Origin of the sequence: Allorhizobium sp. NPDC080224 (assembly GCF_050281005.1) — a bacterium.
In the GTDB taxonomy this organism is placed as follows: domain Bacteria; phylum Pseudomonadota; class Alphaproteobacteria; order Rhizobiales; family Rhizobiaceae; genus Allorhizobium.
In genome coordinates this window covers 2,611,816-2,629,707 of sequence record NZ_JBNNWJ010000001.1, presented here as the reverse complement: position 1 = coordinate 2,629,707, position 17,892 = coordinate 2,611,816, and the positions used below count along the sequence as shown (strand labels likewise).

Genomic DNA, 17,892 nt, shown 5'->3' with positions numbered 1-17,892 from the left:
GACTTACTCCGGGAAATGACTGACGACGATGAACATGACGGTTCCGATCAGCGTCACCGGAAAGGAGAGGGTGAAGAGGGTCAGGGACAGTGGCTGCATGAGCATGATGACGCCGAGTGCGATCAGGGCCGAGGCAAGCATTTCCCATTCGGACCGGCGAAACCGGCTGAGGCGGGTTAGGAAGTTCATCATTTGCGTACGGCTCCAAAGGTGATGCCGCGGAGCAGATGCTTGCGCAGCAAAACGGTGAAGACGACCACGGGCAGCAAGAACAGCGTTGCCGCAGCCGCAACGGCCGGCCAGTCGATCCCGCCTCCGACTGAGAGGATGGTGGGGATAAAGGGAGGTGCGGTCTGGGCATTGCCGCTCGTCAGAAGGACTGCGAAGGCATATTCATTCCAGGCAAAGATCAGGCAGAAGATTGCGGTCGAGGCGATACCTGTCGCCGCCTGCGGTAGGACGACCTTGTAGAAGGCCTGGAAGCGGGTGTAGCCATCGATCAGTGCCGCTTCCTCGTATTCGCGCGGGATTTCGTCGATGAAGCCCTTGAGCAGCCAGACCGACAGCGACAGGTTGACCGCCGTATAGAGCAGGATCATGCCGAGATGGGTGTCGGATAGCCCAAGCTGTCTGAACATCAGATAGATTGGGATCGCGACCGCAATCGGCGGCATCATTCTGGTCGAAAGGATGAAAAACAGAAGGTCATCCTTCAGCGGTACCTTGAAGCGGCTGAAAGCATAAGCGGCGAGCGTTCCAAGGAAGATCGACAGGAATGTCGAGCCGAAGCCGATGATGACAGAGTTCAGGAACCTCTGTCCGAAGCGCGAAGGACCCGAGATGATCATGCCCCTGTCACGGGTGATCTTGTCATACCAGGTGGTGGGCGGCGGCAGTTTGGCAAGGTCTGCTGCGGATGGGCGCGATTGTGTCGTAAAGAGGTTCACATAGCCTTCAAGCGTCGGCTGAAAGACCACTTTCGGCGGATAGCTGATCGAGTCTGGGCCAGACTTGAAGCTCGTCGAAATGATCCACAGCAACGGGATCAACGTGATCAGTGCGTAAAGTCCAACCAGGATGCCGGCAATCCACTTGGAGACGGTCGACGGTTCGGTGACGGAATGTGCGCTCATCGTTCCTTAACCTTGTTCAGTGCCTTGACGTAGATGGAGGCGAGGCCGAATACCGTGACGAACAGGATGATTGCATAGGCGCTGGAATAGCCGGTCCGCCACTTCTCGAAGGCTTCGCGCTTGAGGTCGATCGAGGCGAGCAGCGTTTCGTCCCCCGGCCCGCCACCTGTGAGAAGGACCACGAGGTCGAACATCCGGAAATTCTCGATGCCGCGGAATAGGACCGCAAGCATCAGGAACGGAAGCGCCATCGGCAGGGTGATCGTCCAGAACTGCCGCCACTTCGATGCGCGGTCGACTTCCGCTGCCTCATAGATGTAGTCGGGGATGGAACGCAGACCGGCAAGGCAGATCAGCATGACGAAGGGCGTCCACATCCAGGTGTCGACGATGACGATCGCCCAGCGTGCCCAGCCGCCGGGGCCAAGCATCGAGAAGCTGTCGGCCGGAATGCCGGTCAGGAATTCGACGGCATAGTTCACGAGGCCGATCTGCGGCTGGTAGAGAAAGGTCCAGAAGTTGCCGACCACGGCGGGCGAGAGCATCATCGGGATGACGATTAACGTCGTCACCAGGTCATTGCCCTTGAACTTGCGGTTGATCAGCCATGCCAGGGAAAAGCCGATCAGCACCTGGAAGGTGATCGTCCAGATAAGGAAGTGGGCTGTTGTCTGCATGTTCGCCCAGGTGTCTGCGTCTGTCAGGATGCGCGTGTAATTGCGCAATCCGACCCACTGCACTTCCGCATTCGGCTTGTTGGCGGCGAAGTTCGTAAACGACAGGCGGATCGTCCAGATCAGCGGGAAAATGTTGATGGACAAAAGCAGAAAGATCGTCGGCGCGACGAAAATCCAGGCGATGGCTCTATCGCTCAGACCCCGGATTCGTTTTGCAACCGGTTCTGGTGTCGCGCGGGCGAGGCGGGCTGCAGCTTTGTCGGTCATCGTCCGGATCCGTTTAACGTTTCCAAATGGGCAGCCGGCTCCTCGTGCCTTGTCGCAACGAGGCAAGGTTCTACTAGTGCCGGCAGGCTTCAAGGCTTTGAAAGATTGGTGCCGGCGGCAGCGCTGGCTTTGTGTCTCGCCCCCGGCATTGCCGAGGGAGAGGGCAGGAGGGGTAAGCCCATTCAGGGCGCCAGGCTCAGCTTGTGTCAGAGCTTGCCTTCGTCCTCGAAGGTTTCCGTCCAGTCGGCGATCAGTCCGTCAAGCGCTTCTTTTGCGGTGCCATTGCCTGCGACGACATAATCGTGGAAGCGTTTCTGCGATGCCTGAAGCAGCGACGCATAGGCCGGCTCTGCCCAGAAGTCCTTCACGATCGCCATGCTGTCGAGGAAGGTCTGCGCATAGGGCTGACTCTTGGCGAAGTTCGGGTCTTCGACCACGGCGCGAAGGCATGAGAAGCCGCCCATGGACCACCATTTGTCCTGCACATCCTTCTGGGCGAACCACTTGATGTAGGCCAGCGCGCCGTCCATGTTGTCTGTATTGGCGACCACTGAAATGCCCTGGCCGCCGAGTTGGGCGAACTGTTCGCCGCCAGGGCCTGCCGGATTGACGAGATAGCCCGTCTTGCCGCCACCAACGTTCGGATCGGCCTCGAAGCCCGGCCAGGTGAATGCGAAGTTCATCTGCATGGCAACCTGGCCCGATTTGTAGGCGTCGATACCTTCACCCATGTAGGTGTTGGATGTGCCCGGCGCGACGCAGCAGTCATAGAGCGACTTGTAGAATTCAAGGCCCTTCACCGCACCGTCCGAATTCACGAAGCCTTCCATATCATAGGGCTTTTCCGGGTTGTCGTACTTGAAGCCATAGCTGTAAAGCACGTCCATCACGCCCATCGTGATGCCCTCGGAGCCACGCTCGGTGTAGATGGAGGCGCCGTAAACGGTCTTGCCGTCGATCTCGCGGCCCTGGAAGAATTCGGCGACCTGCTTGAGTTCGTCGAAGGTTGCAGGCGGCGTCAGGTCGCGACCGAACTTTTCCTTGAAGGCGCTCTGGATCTCGGGGCGTTCGAACCAGTCCTTGCGGTAAGTCCAGCCGACCACGTCGCCAAAGGCCGGCAGCGACCAGTAGTTCGGGCTATTCTTCGGCCATTCCGAATAGCCCGTGACCGTTGCCGGTACGAAGGCATCCATGCTGATGCCTTCCTTGTCGAAGAAGTCGTTGAGCTTCACATACCAGCCGTTTTCGGCGGCACCACCAATCCACTGGCTGTCGCCGATCATTAGGTCGCAGAGTTTGCCGCCGGAATTGAGCTCGTTGAGCATGCGGTCGGCGAAGTTCGGCCACGGCACAAACTCGAATTTCATCTTGATGCCGGACGAGGCCTCAAAATCCTTGCTGAGTTCGACCAGCGCGTTTGCTGGGTCCCAGGTTGCCCAGCAGAGCGTCAGTTCCTTTTCATTGGCATGCGCCACAAGAGCGCCAAAGCTCATTGAAGATGCAACTGTCGCGGCAGCAAGCAGGCCTTTCACGTAAAGCGATGTCATCATGTCATCCTCCCAGCGCCGTCCGGTCTCCAACGGATGGCGAAACGCCCTTGCGGGCAAAATGCCGGCTCCGGACCCTCATCCCTGGCCGGCCTCCTCCAGCGGATCGGGCTGCGTTGAACGCGCTACCCTGACCCAAGAACAAGGCTAATTGATGTGCGCACCTCAAAGCAAGCCGTTTTTGAGGTGCGCACATCATTTCTTGCGTTTTGCCGCGTTTTGAAGGAAAGCTCTGCCAGAGGGAAATCAGCAGGAAGTCACTATGCGTCCAACAGCGAAGGATCTGGCTGAGGCTGCGGGCGTCAGCCTTGCGACTGTGGACCGTGTCTTGAATGAGCGGCCGAATGTGAGCCCAAAGGCCGCCCGGCTGGTCAATGACGCGATCGAGCGGATCGGCTTCGTTCGCAACCCGGCAGCTGTCAGTCTTGCCCGGAACAAGCTTTACCGTTTCCTGTTCCTGCTGCCGGGCAGCGGCGATCTGTACCTCACCGAGCTCAGGCGCCACGTAGAAGAGCTCACCGCTGCGCTGAAGGGCGACCTCACTGAAATCACCTGCCGCCAGATTGCGACAGACGATGCCCATGGCGTAGCAAAGCTCCTCTCCAGTCTGGACAAGGAGAGTGTTGATGGCGTTGCGGTGATGGCGCCCGAGTCTCCGCAGGTGCGCGATGCCATGGCCAGGCTTCTCGAGCGCAATATCAAGGTTGTGCAGTTTCTTTCGGGTCAGGAGAAATTGCCTGAGGCTGATTTTGTCGGCATTGACAACTTCGCGGCCGGCGCAACCGCTGGCAAGCTGATGGGCATGCTGGCCGGACCTCAGCCTGGGAAAGTCCTGGTGGTTGCAGAAACCATGCAATCGCTCGACAGTATCCAGCGCCGTCTCGGTTTCGATCAGGTCATCAATCGCGCCTTTCCGCACCTGACCTGTCTGCCCTCGATCGAAACCCATGCAGATGAGGCGCGCACCCGACAGGTGATCGGCCGCGTCCTGGCTGGCAATCGCGACGTTTCAGGCATCTATGTGCTGAGCGCAGAGGCTCGCGTGCCGATCCTTGCTGCTGCCGGAAATGTCGAACTGAGCGGGATTGCAGTGGTGGTACACGAGCGTACGCCCTTTACCGAGCAGGCGCTTCGTGACGACCTGATCGATGCCGTCATCGCGCAGGATCCGGGCCATGCGGTGCGCAGCGCCATTCGCATCATGCGTGCCCGCTCGGACGCCCGCGAGCCGCTGGCCGCACAGGAAAAGATCCGCATCGAAATCCTTCTCAAGGAAAATCTCTGAGCGAGCAGACACAGAGATGGAGCCTTGTGCGCGCCAGAGACAGCGACGCATCCAATCCCCCAACCTCTCAGCGGCTAATCAATGCGTTCTGTGCGCTGCTGTGGGCATCCCCCAGGCGGAATGACCATGGAGCCCTTCGAGGGCGTAGTTGTTGAGGAACTGGCGTCCAGCAAACAGCTTGCGGTCGACTTCGGTCAACTCGGCCTCTTCGCAGACCGACTGCCAATCTTGCGCAATGGTTGTAAGCTGATGCTCGATGAGCTTGGCCGCTTCTGCTTCGGTCAAATGATAATCTGGCGCTGCCGCGAGGCATGTCGCAAGCGTGCTGGCGCGAATGTCGCCCTTGATCAGCATGGCCTGTGTGGCCTCGCTGCCAGTGCGACTTTGCGGGCATATGTCGTATGCAGGCGTCAGCGTCAGCTGTCTGCCATCCCAGAATGCTGCGTGATTGCGGGCCTGGTCGTCGGTATTGCCGCAAAGGACATTGAAGCAGATGCGGCCTGCCGTGTTCATTCTGCTGAACGTATAACGCTGTTATGTTCATAATTATGAACATCGTGGCGCGCAGCGGTTGGCTGTCAATTCGTGTTCATTCCGCCGAAGCAATGCCGCTTCAATGGTCATAAATATGAACTGAAAGTGAGGTCGATCTTCAAGAAGCCGGCCACAGATTCGTCATGTACGGAGATGTCCATTCGATCGCCCTGCCGCACTAACATGCGGGATCAGGCTGCGGTGTCTGACTGTGATTGCTAATAGCTTTCGGCAGACGGGAGCCCGCACCAGACGCCGCTTGCTGGCACAATGGCCGACCGACGATTTGATAGAACCGCGTAGCGCTCCTGCAGGCGTAGGCTTATGCGGTTGCCGATGACACTTCGCGCAAGGTCACGCTGATTGGCATCAATCCCTGCCCATGCGCGCGCCTCAGCATCGGAGACGCTCTGCAAAACGGCCTCGATATGTCGTGTTACGCGGCTCAGGATAACTGCGGCGCCGTCTTTCTCAAAATGGAGCGAGGATGTCACGTGGTGAGCGACAGCCTCTGCCATGGACGGGATCAAGTGTAGATCGCGACGGCGGCTTTGTCCGCGGCCGGCATAGCTTCTGATTGTCGTGCGCCTAAGGCAGCCAAGGGCAATAACGACATGGAGTTCCAGGATCTTTGCGTGATCGTGTTGCATGAGAGGACGAGCCTTTGCTGCCGGTGATAGCGGAAAATGTTCCTATTATGTTCTCACTTGGCGGCTGGTCAACAACTTGTTGCGAGATATTGGTTTGGCATGCATCTGGACTGCGCGGAATGAAAAGCTTGGGCTGTTCGCTTCCACTATGGTCGAATGGCGCCCAGCCGTGACGACCGCTTTGCGCCAACAGCGGTCATTGCGTCGACTGAGAAAGTCTCTAGTGTTTGACTGACACCTCCGACTAAGGAACGTCTCGGATGCCATCGCTTGAAGTCTTGCTCGCATTTGCCGCCACTACGGCCGTATTCGCATTTATTCCGGGACCGGCCATGCTCTATGCCGCTGCACGTACCATGGCAGGCGGCCGACGCGCGGGGCTCTGGGCAGTGCTAGGCATTCACCTGGGCGCTTATGTGCACGTTGTCGCTGCGGCAGCAGGGTTATCCGCGCTTTTCCATGCGGTCCCTGTGGCCTACACAACCGTCAAACTGGCGGGCGCTCTCTATCTGATTTGGCTTGGCATCTCAATGTTTCGAGCACCAGCACCATCTAATGGCGTGCCGAATGTGCCACCCACGTCCGCAAAGAAAGCATTCCTCCAAAGCATCGCCGTTGAAGTGCTGAACCCAAAGACGGCGATCTTCTTCATGGCGTTTCTCCCTCAATTTGTGGATGGCGATGGAGGCCTGCCACTTTGGGCGCAGCTCGCTATACTTGGAGCCATAGTAAACGCCACCTTCACCTTCGCAGATGTCGTTTGCGTCTTCCTAGCCGGGCTCATCATGACGAGGCTGAAGGGCTCCGGCACGGTGCAGAAGCTGCTTCAACGCGCTGGTGGAACCGTGCTCGTAGGGCTGGGTTTGCAGGTCGCGATGCAGCGCACGTGATCATATGAGGTCTAGTGGGCCGAATGCAGTCTTCCGGTTTGCGCCAATTGCGGACGCAGCACGCGCGGCGTCTAGAGTGACCTGGAACATCTCCCGACAGTGGACTTTCAATAATTTGCTAGGACCTGCGGCGCGGCCTCAGGTCCGAATCGGGGTTGCACTCCTAAAAGTGACGCCGTCCGTGCAATGATCGCTTTTGCCATCGGCGCTGCAGTCGATGCTGCTGTTCTACCGCCATGTTCTCCGGTCTGGGGTGCGTCAATAATGGTGAGAAGCGTGTACCGGGGTTGATCCATGGGGAAAGACGCCACGAAGGCGTTGAAGTTCTGATCACTGGCGTATCGACCATTGATAACCTTGTCCGCAGTTCCCGTCTTGCCACCGACATGGAAACCCTCGACCTGCGCCGATCGACCCGAGCCTTTCAGGCCGTTCCAGTTGTAAAGGTAGCGCATATCCGCGCTGGTCTGTTCGCCAATGACCTTGCGGGCAATGATGGCGGCATCGTCCTTGGAACGAGGGAGGAAGGTCGGAGCGATAAGATTGCCGCCATTCATCAATGCAGACGCCGCGACCGCCGTCTGCAAAGGCGTCGTTGCGACACCGTGTCCAAACGAGATCGTCACGGAATTGATCTTCTTCCACTCCCGCGGTTGGGTCGGCAACGCGACCCCTGGCATCTCAGTCTCCACTTTGGAAAGCAGACCTAACCGTGTCAGAAACTCCCTATGTCTCTCGATGCCGACCATGTCCGCCACAGCCGCGGTCCCGATGTTTGAGGAGTATTGAAACACCTCCGGAATCGTCAGTGGACGGTTCTTTCCCTTGAAGTCCTTGATGGTGAAGCCGCCCATCCGGATGGGGTGAGACGCATCGACTACCGAATTGAGGGTGATCTTGCCTTCATCCAGACCCATCGCAAGAGTGAAGCTTTTGAAGGTGGATCCCATCTCGAAGGTGGCGTTACTGATCCGGTTAAACCAGCCCTTCTCATAGTCCTTGTCCACGCTGCCATCGGGGAGTGTCCGAGATGGCTCGTTGGGGTCGTAATCTGGTACCGAAGCGAGCGCGATGACCTCCCCTGTCTCGACATCAAGGATGACTGCGCCGGCAGCCTCGGCCTTGTAGTTGACCATCGCTGCGGCGACGATCTCGCGCACGATGTGCTGAACCCTGATGTCGATTGACAGAGTAACTGGCTCGAGTGGCGTTTCGCTCGTCATGCCGATCGCGCGAAGATCAGCCAACCCTTGCTGATCGAGATAGCGCTCCATCCCTGCCAGTCCCTGATTGTCCACGTTCACGTGGCCAAGGATATGAGAGGCTGTGCGACCTCCTGGATAGAAGCGACGCTTCTCCGGGCGGAACCCTATCCCAGGAATACCGAGCTTGAGAATGTCTGCCTGCTGCCGGGGAGTGATTTGCCGCTTCAGCCATTGAAAACCTGTACCCGACCTGAGTCGCCGATGGGTCTCGCTCCAGTTAAGATCAGGGATAACCGTCGCGAGTTTCTCTACTGCCTCGTCGGCATCCACGATCCTGCGAGGCTCCGCGAATAGCGAGACCATACGCAGGTCGGTCGCCAGCAATTCTCCGTTGCGGTCGAGGATATCAGGGCGAGAGGCTGCCGAATTGCCTTGGCTATAAATCGAGCTCGTCGTAGCGGGCTCAGCGAGCCCATACTGGGTGAGCCGAACCCCGACAGTCGTGAAGACAAGTCCGAAGCCCGCAATCAGTATGCCTACGCGCTGCTTTGCGTTGGATTTCCGGGTTGATCGAAAAGACAATGGCGAGTTGCCAAGACGATGGCCAACTTGAAAGTGTGCGATACTCCTCCGCCGGACGATGAATGAAATCATACCCAAGTGTCCGTTCCGAAGTTGGCGCTCGCCCAATCACTTTCTAAGCGGCCTGCCTTCTTGAGGCCGCTCAGCTCCCTTACTGGTTGCATTCACAGTCTTAACATTTGGTAAATTTCAACTGCCAACCACTGATATCCATGGCTGTTATCCCCGGCTTGGGACGAAGCCGCATCAATGTCCGCAATGGGCCGACAGCCGTCTTACTGTCAGGCCAAACTCGGACTGTGGGTTCCTTTTCATCGATCTCCGCTTTCTCCCGTCGCCATTGCGCTTCAGCATTGGATAACCCGTCAACAATCGTTGGGCAAAAGGACCGTTTGGTCTGTCATGTGTCGGCCGACTTGGGTGTCGCAACAGCCTCTAATGCCTCTGCGAAGTGGCTTGTGCCCATCAGAGATCTGCAACGGGCGAAGCGTTTGTCGGCATAGCTGCGGAAGTCGTCTGCAGGATTGTCGTTTGCGAGCTGTATCAAACCCCAGAGCGTCCACAGAAGGTCACACATTGCCTTGTAGATGATGATGCGCCCACGCTCGGCGGCAGATGGCTCACCACCGAAATAGGCAAGGATCATTTCCTCCTCCTGCTTGCTATCAAATTCACCTTCCACACTGAGGTCCCCGAGATCCCACATCGGATCGTTCATGCCGGAATACTCCCAGTCGACAATCCACATCCTCTGGCCAGTGTCGATGAAGTTCTCGCATAACGGATCGCAGTGGCAGGCGACATTGGGCAGAGGATGGGCAGCCAAGGCGGCTCGGACGGTTTCTGCAGCTTTGAGCACGTCGCCATACCCGTTCGGAAGAGCAACGGACTTTGTGGCGAGGAGGCCGAGGTAGCTGTCGATCATCGAGAAGAGTTCGAATCGCGCGGGAAACACCGCGCCGCTGTCGTGGAGTTTTCGAAACGCCTGGGCGGCACGCGCGGGGGCGCCCTCAATGCTGCGGAACAGGGCAGGGGTCATTGTAACGCCACCGCATACGAAGCGGGAGACGAAGATGCCGCTCGAGGCGTCTGCATAAAGCACATCCGGGCCGACGCCTGCATGGGCGGCTGCCTCTGTTGCAATCATATCGTTGATCCGGTCAATGTACTCCTCCGTGCCCTTTCCAGGGATGCGCAGACAGTGATCGCCAACGCGGAAAACGAGATTGGTCAGTCCGCCCAGGCGTTCGACCGGGCCGTCGTGACCGGCCAGCAGGGGGATTGTCTTCAGTGTTTCGCGGGCAAGCGCGATCTCGGCCTCTTCGCTCATGCCTTCAGCCTCTCCATTTTCGCATCGTAGAGGGTGCGGGCGCCCCGGCGGGCTTCATAGGTCCTGCCGAAGGCTTCGATCTGGAACTGTTCGCCAGCTGCGATTTCGGAGGGCAGGTAACCGAAGGCGATGGTCTTGCCGAGCGTATATCCGTAACCGGTACTGGCCGTGGAGCCCACCACCTTGCCATCGAGCAAAACCGCCTCACCGCCGTGAAAAGGCGCGTAACCCTCGACGGTATAGGAGACGAGCTTGCGCTTTACGCCGGCGGCTTTGATCGTCGCCAGAGCCTCCCGGCCGATGAAGTCGCCCTTGTCGAGCGCGACGCAGAAGCCGAGACCAGCCTCAAACGGATTGTAGTCGGGGCTGATGTCCCCGGACCAGTAAAGATAGCCCTTTTCCATGCGGGCCGCATCAATCGCCCGGTACCCGACATCGGTGATGCCGAAGGCTTCCCCGGCCGTCTTCAGTGTGTCGTAGACATGGGACGCGTATTCCTGGTCGATATAGAGTTCATAGCCGAGTTCGCCGACATAACCGATGCGGACCGCAAGCGCCGAGGCTGAGCCGATGTCGATGCGTCTGGCTGCGAGGAATGGCAGCACCTCATTGGAGAGGTCGTCGTCTGAGGTGCTTTGCAGGACGTCACGCGCCCGCGGTCCGCAAATGTTGAGGGTCGCGAAGCGATTTGTGACGTCGCGAAGGCAGACACCTGCTGGCAGGTGGCGGGAGACCCAGTTCCCGTCTCGGACCCCGAAGCCGGACCCGGTGATCAGGTAGAGCAGATCGTCGGCGAGATGAAGGATCGTCACGTCAGCCTCGATGCCGCCGCGCTCGTTGCAGAGCTGGGTGTACACGGCCTTGCCCGGCGGACCGGACAGGTCATTGGCCGCGATCCGCTGCATGGCGGCCCAAGCACCGGGCCCGCTGATCTCGAACTTGGAGAAGGAGGACTGATCGATCAGCGCCACGCCTTCGCGGATCGCCTTTACCTCGTCTGCAACGGCCTCGAACCAGTTCGGCTTGCCCTCGAAGGAGGGGATGTCCCGATCGTCGGGGCCCCCTTTTGAAAACCAGTTGGGGCGTTCCCAACCGAACTTGGAGCCGAAGATGGCGCCGTTCTTCGCGAGGGTCTCATGCAGGGGCGATCGGCGCAGACCCCGGCCGGCCTGGGCTTCCTCGCCCGGCCAATGGACCTTGTAATAGGCGCCATAAGCCTCGATGGCGCGCTGTTCGAGATAACGCCCCTGCGCATGCACCGCCCCGAAACGCCTGACGTCGAAAGGCCACAGGTCCATGCCGGCATCGCCGTGCAGGATGAGGTTCGAAAGCGCAAGGCCAGCACCGCCAGAGGCGGCGATACCGGCCGTGAAGCCGCAGGCGACATAGAAATTATCGAGCTCGGGAGCGAGCCCCATGATCGGCTCGCCGTCGAAGGAAACGGGGATCGGGCCATTGATCACCGTCTGGATGCCGATCTCGTTGAGCGTGGGAATGCGGGTGGCGGTGGGCAGGGCAAAGAGTTCCAGTCGCTCCCAGTTTGGCTCGAAGAGTTCGCGGCCGAAGTCGAGTGGGGGCTTGCCGCGCCAGCAACCTTTCGTGCCGTCTTCCCAGCCGCCGATGGCAAAGGAGCCGGTGTCCGGCTTCAGATAGAAATTGTTGTCGGGATCGCGCAAGGTCGTGAGATCCGGCGGCAGGGTGAGTTTCTTCTCCGTGAGGAAATACTGGTGTTCCACGACGCCCGCTGCCAGCGGGACGCCGGCCATCTCGCCAACGCGTTTCGCCCAGAGCCCGGCGCAATTGACAATAATGTCGCAGGAAATCGTCCCGCCATTCGTCACCACGCCGACGGCCCGGCGGTTCTCGATGACGATCTCCTTGACCGTCACCCCCTCCTCGATCTTGGCGCCGTTCATTCGAGCGCCCTTGGCATAGGCCATGGTCAGGGAATAGGGATCGATATAGCCGTCACCGGGGATAAAGGCGGCACCCTCGATACCCTCCTTGACGATGTAGGGAAAACGCTTCGCTGCCTCATCCGCGGAGAGGGAGTAGCATTCGACGCCAAAGCTCTTTGCCTGGGTCATCGAACGGCGGATTTCGCTCCAGCGCTCAGGACTTCCGGCAAGCCTGAGCGAGCCCACTTTCTTCCAGGCAATGTGCTGGCCCGTTTCCTCTTCCAGACGGTCGAAGACCGCGACGGAATTCTGCATCAGGCGGGTGAGATTGCGCTTTGCCCGAAGTTGGCCCACGAGACCTGCCGCATGCCAGGTGCAGCCATGGGTGAGCATGGCCTTTTCGACTAGAAGGACATCGCTGGCACCGTCGCGGGCGAGGTGGTAGGCGACAGATGTGCCGATCGCCCCGCCGCCGATGATGAGAATGTGGACGTGACGATCCGCACGAAATGACATGGGCATACCTCAGGCCTTGATCTTGTCCATGGCCGGGTCGAACATCGGCCCGAAGTGAAGGATGGCCGGCGTCTTTTCCGCCGCGACCACGAGCTCGTAACTTCCGCTCTTCAGATAATCGTCGCTGACGCCCTCAGTGTTGCGGACATAGCCGTAGCCAATGTTCTTGCCGAGTGTGTAGCCATAGCCGCCGCTGGTGAGATAGCCGACAGGCTCGCCGTTTCTGAGGATCGTCTCGCGTCCGGCGAGCACGATCGACGGGTCGTCGACAGTGAACCCCATCAACCGCTTCTTGAGCGGCTGACCGGCCAGGCTTTCCAGCGCTCTGCGACCGAGAAAATCGGTGTTCTTGCGAAGTTTTACCGCCCAGCCAAGGCCCGCCTCGAAGGGGGTGTCGTTTGGTGTGATGTCGGAACTCCAGGCACGGTAGCCTTTTTCGAGGCGCAGGGATTCCAAAGCGCGGTAGCCGATCGGGCGGATGTGATGGTCTTTTCCCGCTGCCATCAGGGCGTCATAGACATCGCCGAGAGCCGTGATCGGGATATGAAGCTCCCAGCCGAGTTCGCCGACATAGGTAACCCGGAGCGCCCGAACAGCGGCGCCGGCTATCTCGATGTCGCGCACATGGCCGAAGGGGAAAGCCTCATTCGAGACATCTGCGGTCGTGACGCCGGCGAGCACGTCGCGGGCCGATGGTCCCATAAGCGAAAGCGTGCCCCAGTCTTCGGTGATGTCTGAGAGCCTGCAGTCCAGACCGGCGGGAATATGGTCTGCTATCCAGCCAAAGTCGTGGGTACGGAAGCCCGTGCCCGTAACGATGTAGAATTTTTCGTCGGCGACGCGCGCAACGGTCAAGTCCGCCTCGATCCCACCTCGTGTGTTGAGGAGCTGGGTATAGGTCAGACGGCCGACGGGCTTTTTCACGTCGTTGGCGCAAATCCAGTCGAGTGCCTTGAGGGCATCGGGACCTGAAAGCTCGTATTTCGCAAAGGACGACTGGTCAAAGACCCCGACTGCCTCACGCACATGGCGGTGTTCCTCACCGACCGAATTGAACCAGTTCTGCCGGCCCATCGAATAGATGTCTTTGCGCTCCGCTCCGGAGGGCGCGAACCAGTTGGGGCGCTCCCAGCCGAGCTTGGAGCCGAAGACGGCGCCGGATGCCTGCAAGCGGTCAAAGAGCGGCGAGACGAGGCGAGGGCGACCGCTGTCGTATTCCTCGTGCGGGAAGGCGACGGTGTAATGCTTGCCATAGGCTTCGAGCGTCCGGTCGCAGACCCATTGGCGGTCGCGATGCATTGCGGCGAAACGCCTGATATCGACGACCCAGAGATCGAGCGGGGCCTCGCCGTCGACCACCCATTGTGCCAGCACCCAGCCAGCGCCTCCACCGGACGCGATGCCGAAGGCGTTGAAGCCGGCGCCGACGAACATGTTCTTGCATTCGGGGGCTGCGCCGAGGATGAAGTTACCGTCGGGCGTGAAGCTCTCCGGGCCATTGATCATCTGTTTCACGCCAACCGTCTCGAGCGCCGGAACGCGCTCGACGGCCTGGATCATGTGCTGTTCAAAATGGTCGAAATCATCGTCGAACAGGCGGAAGGCCCAGTCGTTTGGCAAGTCGCCGGTGAGCCAGGGTTGCGGGTTGGGCTCATAGCCGCCCATCACCAGCCCACCCACCTCTTCCTTGTAGTAGGTCCGTCTGTCAGGGTCGCGAATTGTCGGGGCGTCGGTCGATAGTCCCTCGATCTTCTCGGTGATGATATACTGGTGCTTGACCGCCTGGAGAGGCACGTTGATGCCGGCCATTTCGCCGACCTGGCGCGCCCATTGGCCGGCACAGTTGACGACCTTTTCGCAAGCGACGTCGCCCAGCGTGGTTTTCACAGCCGTGATCCGGCCGTCCTTCATCTCAAAGCCAGTAACCCGAACATTTTCGAGGATCTTGGCGCCATGCATGCGGGCGCCTTTTGCCAGCGACTGGGTGATGTCTGAGGGGCTTGCCTGCCCGTCCGTCGGCAGCCAGCTCGCACCGACGAGGTCATCGACATTCATCAGTGGCCACATCTGCTTCACCTCCTCGGGGGAGACAAGATGCATCTCCATTCCGAAACTGCCGGCGGTGGTGGAGAGGCGCTTGAATTCGGTCCAGCGGTCCTGGTTCGTGGCAAGCCGCAGGCAGCCCGTCATCTTCCAGCCCGTTGCGAGCCCGGTTTCGGCTTCCAGCCCCTTGTAGAGTTCGACCGAGTATTTCAGCACGCGGGTGATCGAGGCGGATGAACGCAGCTGGCCGACAAGACCGGCCGCATGCCAGGTCGAACCCGAGGTGAGGGCGCCCTGTTCAAGCAGCAGAACGTCTGGCTTGTGATCCCTGGCGAGATGATAAGCGGTGGAGCAGCCGATGATGCCACCGCCAATGACGACGATCTGGGCGTGGGAGGGCAGGGTCATGACGCATGGTTCCCGTAGACTGAGTTGTAGTGGTCGAGCGCTTCTTGGAGGCGCGTGAGGTTTTCGGCCCTGTAGCCGACATAGTCGGCGCCCGGTGCATCGAGGTAGAGTTCGGATGTCATGCTCCACATCGCCTCGCGCAAAAGGGAGGCGCATTGCATCGCGGCGAGCGAGCGGCGGATCTCGAGCGAGGGCATCCCCCCGAAATAGGCGGTGAGAAACTCTTCCGACTGCTCGGGTGTCAGGCCGGCATTGGAGGTCGCACCGGCGAGATCGAACATGGGCGTCGAGAAGCCGGCATATTCGAAATCGATCAGCCAGAGCCTTTCGCCATCGTCGAGAATGTTGGAGGGCAGGAGGTCGTTATGGGCAAAGATGATGGGAAGCGGCGCCTGGACGGCTTCCAGCTCCTGCGCCAGCGTGAGAAATTGCTCCAGCTCCGGGATCATCCGGCTGTTGCCGGCTTTAAGCGTGCGGGCATAGTCGCGCACCACATGGAAGGGCCAGAACATGAAGCCCGCGCCGGTGACGTAGCGCGGCATTTGCTGGTGAAATCGTTGGAGAAGGAGCGCCACGCGCTCGCGTTCGGCCACGACGTCATTTGCCGAAAACGTCTTCGCGTCCAGGAAGGCAGACACCATGACGCCCGGTTCCGCATATTCCACCTTCGGGGCGAAGCCGGCCTCGTGGGCAGCGCGGGCCGTCATCAGTTCGCGGGCCCTGGAAACGTGATGGAAGGGATAGTCTGTTCCGAAGCGCACGACGTGGCGGCCAGAGGCATCGGCCACCAGGAAGCTTTCATTGCTGAGGCCACCCTTGAGCACGCAGATCTCCAGCGCTCCGTTCCAGCAGGGCAGGGACGCGATGCGATCTTCCAGTCTTGGGTTCGGGGCAAGGTCGGTCATGCCATACGCTCCCTCAGACGAGCCGCGCCGGCAGAGATCAACCGATCGGCGATGATGGCAATGAAGGCAACGGCGAGCCCGGCGACAATGCCGCGGCCGGTATCGGCCTTGGTCAAGGCGATATAGACCTCCTGGCCGAGATCGCGGGTACCGACCAGGGCCGTGATCACGAGCATCGACAGGGCGAACATGATCGTCTGGTTCAGACCGAGCATGAGTTCGGGAAGTGCGAGTTTCAGCTTGATCTTGGTGAGGATCTGAAACGGCGTGCAACCCATGGCGCGTCCGGCTTCGACGACCTTCGGGTCGACGCGCTGGATCCCGAGTGCCGTGTAGCGGATCGCTGGTGCCACGGCATAGGCAACGATGGCGATCAGAGCTGTGAAGTCGCCGACCCTGAAGAGCATCACGGCCGGCATCAGATAAACAAAGGAAGGCAGCGTCTGCAGCGTGTCGATCACCACCTGCAGCCAGCGCCAGAGCCGCTCACGCTCTGCGGCGAGAATCCCGATTGGAATGCCGATCAGGCAGGCGATGATCACCGCGATGCCACAGAGATAGACCGTCACCATCGCCTTTTCCCACTGGCCGGTGGCCGCGATCAGGAAGGAGAGCGTGGCGGCCAGGACAGCGAGCCGCAGCCCGCCGAGGCGAAAGCCGGCAATCGCCAGCACGGCGACGACACCCAGCCAGGGCAACTCGGCCAGGAAGCGCTTGATCGGTACCAGGAGGTGGATGAGGAGGGTGGTGCGGATCGCCTCGAGCACGTCGAAAAAGTTGATGTTGATCCATTTCACCACCTCGTTCCAGAAACTGCCGGTCGACAGGGTGAGGCTGTCGGGCAGGGTGGCGAGAGCAGGCGAGATCAGACTTGCGACGAGGCTGAAGACGATCACGGCAAGGCCTGCTGTGAGATACGGGTGGCGCAGCATCAGCCTGTCGCCGCTGGTCGCCATGATGGACGGATCGCCGGCCTTTCGCGCGAAGGCCTGGCTCAAGCGATCGAGGGCGACGGCAAGTGCCACGATCGCGAAACCCGCTTCGAAGCCGGCACCGATGTCGAGGCGGCGGAGGGCAGCCAGCACGTCGAAGCCGAGGCCGCCCGCGCCGATCATCGAGGCGATGATCACCATGTTGAGTGAGAGCATGATGACCTGATTGACGCCGACCATCAGCGCGTCGGCGGCCGAGGGGACCATGACCTTCCAGGTCATTTGTCGGCGCGAGCAGCCGACCATTTGGCCGAGATCACGGATCTCTGACGGCACGGCCCTCAGGCCTAGAAGGGTGATGCGGACCATGGGCGGCATGGCGTAGATAATGGTCCCGACGATGGCTGCCGTCGGCCCGAAACCGAAGAGGAAAAGGATCGGTACGAGATAGGCGAAGATCGGGATGGTTTGCATCAGGTCGAGAAGTGGCGAGATCGCCCGTTCCACCCACGCGAAGCGGTAGCCGGCGAGCCCGAGTAGAAGGCCGAGAACGACACCGATCGGAACGGCGACCAGGATGGAGGAAAGCGTCACCATGGCGCTCGACCATTGTCCGAAGGCGGCAAGGAATCCGAAGCACGTGACGACCAGGGCCGCCAACTTGGCGCCGCCTGAATAGTATCCCATCAAACCGACGAGCACGATGACACCCAGATAGGAGATCGGCGGCACGATCTGGACTGCGGCGGATCCCTGGCCCGAGAGGAAGCCGGTGGAGAGCAGGCTGAGCGTAAACCTGTAGGGAATGTCGATGAGGTCAGCGGTGAAGCGCGTGAGATCGGTGAAGGAGAAGAGGCCGAAGCTCGCTTCGTTGACCAGCCATTTCATCCAGCCGCTGATGTGTCGAGCCGCGGGGATTTGCCAGGCGCGGGGATAGTCGAAGGCCCATTTTCCGATCGACGGGCCGAGCCACCAGGCCATGAGCATGGCAAAGGCGGCAAGCGCCAGGGCGATATCCACGAAGCGTTTGCCAGACGCTGGGCTTCCGGTCTCAAGGGCTTGCAATGTCGGGGCGGATAGCGCGCTCATC

At 60.0% G+C, this 17,892-nt stretch carries 12 protein-coding genes and 1 pseudogene; 2 read left to right on the top strand and 11 right to left on the bottom strand.

The window, feature by feature from the left end; translation table 11 throughout:
• Positions 1-3 precede the first annotated feature (3 nt).
• The 4 genes from ACQKP1_RS12995 to ACQKP1_RS12980 form a co-directional block, all read right to left on the bottom strand.
• On the bottom strand, positions 4-192 hold the full coding sequence (locus ACQKP1_RS12995; protein WP_203020207.1) for a hypothetical protein: 189 nt from the start codon (positions 190-192) through the stop codon (positions 4-6).
• Positions 189-1,133, bottom strand: a complete 945-nt coding sequence (locus ACQKP1_RS12990; RefSeq protein WP_006725456.1) for a carbohydrate ABC transporter permease — start codon at positions 1,131-1,133, stop codon at positions 189-191. Before ACQKP1_RS12990 ends, ACQKP1_RS12995 begins: the two co-directional genes overlap by 4 nt.
• Complete coding sequence (locus tag ACQKP1_RS12985) at positions 1,130-2,077, bottom strand: carbohydrate ABC transporter permease (protein WP_427275556.1); 948 nt, start codon at positions 2,075-2,077, stop codon at positions 1,130-1,132. Before ACQKP1_RS12985 ends, ACQKP1_RS12990 begins: the two co-directional genes overlap by 4 nt.
• 206 nt (positions 2,078-2,283) lie before the next feature.
• Positions 2,284-3,627, bottom strand: a complete 1,344-nt coding sequence (locus tag ACQKP1_RS12980) for an ABC transporter substrate-binding protein (RefSeq protein ID WP_427275555.1) — start codon at positions 3,625-3,627, stop codon at positions 2,284-2,286.
• 259 nt (positions 3,628-3,886) lie between these two features.
• On the opposite strand from ACQKP1_RS12980, the gene ACQKP1_RS12975 reads away from it, so the two are divergent.
• On the top strand, positions 3,887-4,909 hold the full coding sequence (locus tag ACQKP1_RS12975; RefSeq protein WP_427275554.1) for a LacI family DNA-binding transcriptional regulator: 1,023 nt from the start codon (positions 3,887-3,889) through the stop codon (positions 4,907-4,909).
• Positions 4,910-4,976: 67 nt separating this feature from the next.
• On the opposite strand, the pseudogene ACQKP1_RS12970 reads toward ACQKP1_RS12975, so the two are convergent.
• Positions 4,977-5,410: pseudogene (locus ACQKP1_RS12970) on the bottom strand (HipA domain-containing protein); the annotation flags it as partial.
• A gap of 943 nt (positions 5,411-6,353) precedes the next feature.
• Between ACQKP1_RS12970 and ACQKP1_RS12965 the strand changes: the two are divergent.
• Positions 6,354-6,983 carry a LysE family translocator gene (locus ACQKP1_RS12965; RefSeq protein WP_427275553.1) on the top strand — a complete coding sequence of 210 codons (630 nt, stop codon included), beginning with the start codon at positions 6,354-6,356 and terminating at the stop codon, positions 6,981-6,983.
• Positions 6,984-7,090: 107 nt separating this feature from the next.
• On the opposite strand, the gene ACQKP1_RS12960 is transcribed toward ACQKP1_RS12965, so the two are convergent.
• From ACQKP1_RS12960 to ACQKP1_RS12935, 6 genes are all read right to left on the bottom strand, one after another.
• Entirely contained in the window at positions 7,091-8,842 is a 1,752-nt protein-coding gene (locus ACQKP1_RS12960) for a peptidoglycan D,D-transpeptidase FtsI family protein (protein ID WP_427275552.1), read from the bottom strand.
• A 328-nt stretch (positions 8,843-9,170) separates the two neighbouring features.
• The gene (locus tag ACQKP1_RS12955) at positions 9,171-10,100 is read right to left on the bottom strand and encodes a phosphotransferase (protein ID WP_427275551.1); all 930 of its coding nucleotides are present in this window, start codon (positions 10,098-10,100) and stop codon (positions 9,171-9,173) included.
• Entirely contained in the window at positions 10,097-12,514 is a 2,418-nt protein-coding gene (locus ACQKP1_RS12950) for a GcvT family protein (RefSeq protein WP_427275550.1), read from the bottom strand. Before ACQKP1_RS12950 ends, ACQKP1_RS12955 begins: the two co-directional genes overlap by 4 nt.
• Positions 12,515-12,523: 9 nt before the next feature.
• Positions 12,524-14,965 (bottom strand): GcvT family protein, encoded by a 2,442-nt coding sequence (locus tag ACQKP1_RS12945; RefSeq protein ID WP_427275549.1) that lies wholly within the window; start codon positions 14,963-14,965, stop codon positions 12,524-12,526.
• Positions 14,962-15,870: a phosphotransferase gene (locus ACQKP1_RS12940; RefSeq protein ID WP_427275548.1), complete on the bottom strand. Its 909-nt coding sequence runs from the start codon at positions 15,868-15,870 to the stop codon at positions 14,962-14,964. Before ACQKP1_RS12940 ends, ACQKP1_RS12945 begins: the two co-directional genes overlap by 4 nt.
• Positions 15,867-17,891 (bottom strand): ABC transporter permease, encoded by a 2,025-nt coding sequence (locus ACQKP1_RS12935; protein WP_427275547.1) that lies wholly within the window; start codon positions 17,889-17,891, stop codon positions 15,867-15,869. The genes ACQKP1_RS12940 and ACQKP1_RS12935 overlap by 4 nt, the downstream gene beginning before the upstream one ends.
• Position 17,892: the final 1 nt, after the last annotated feature.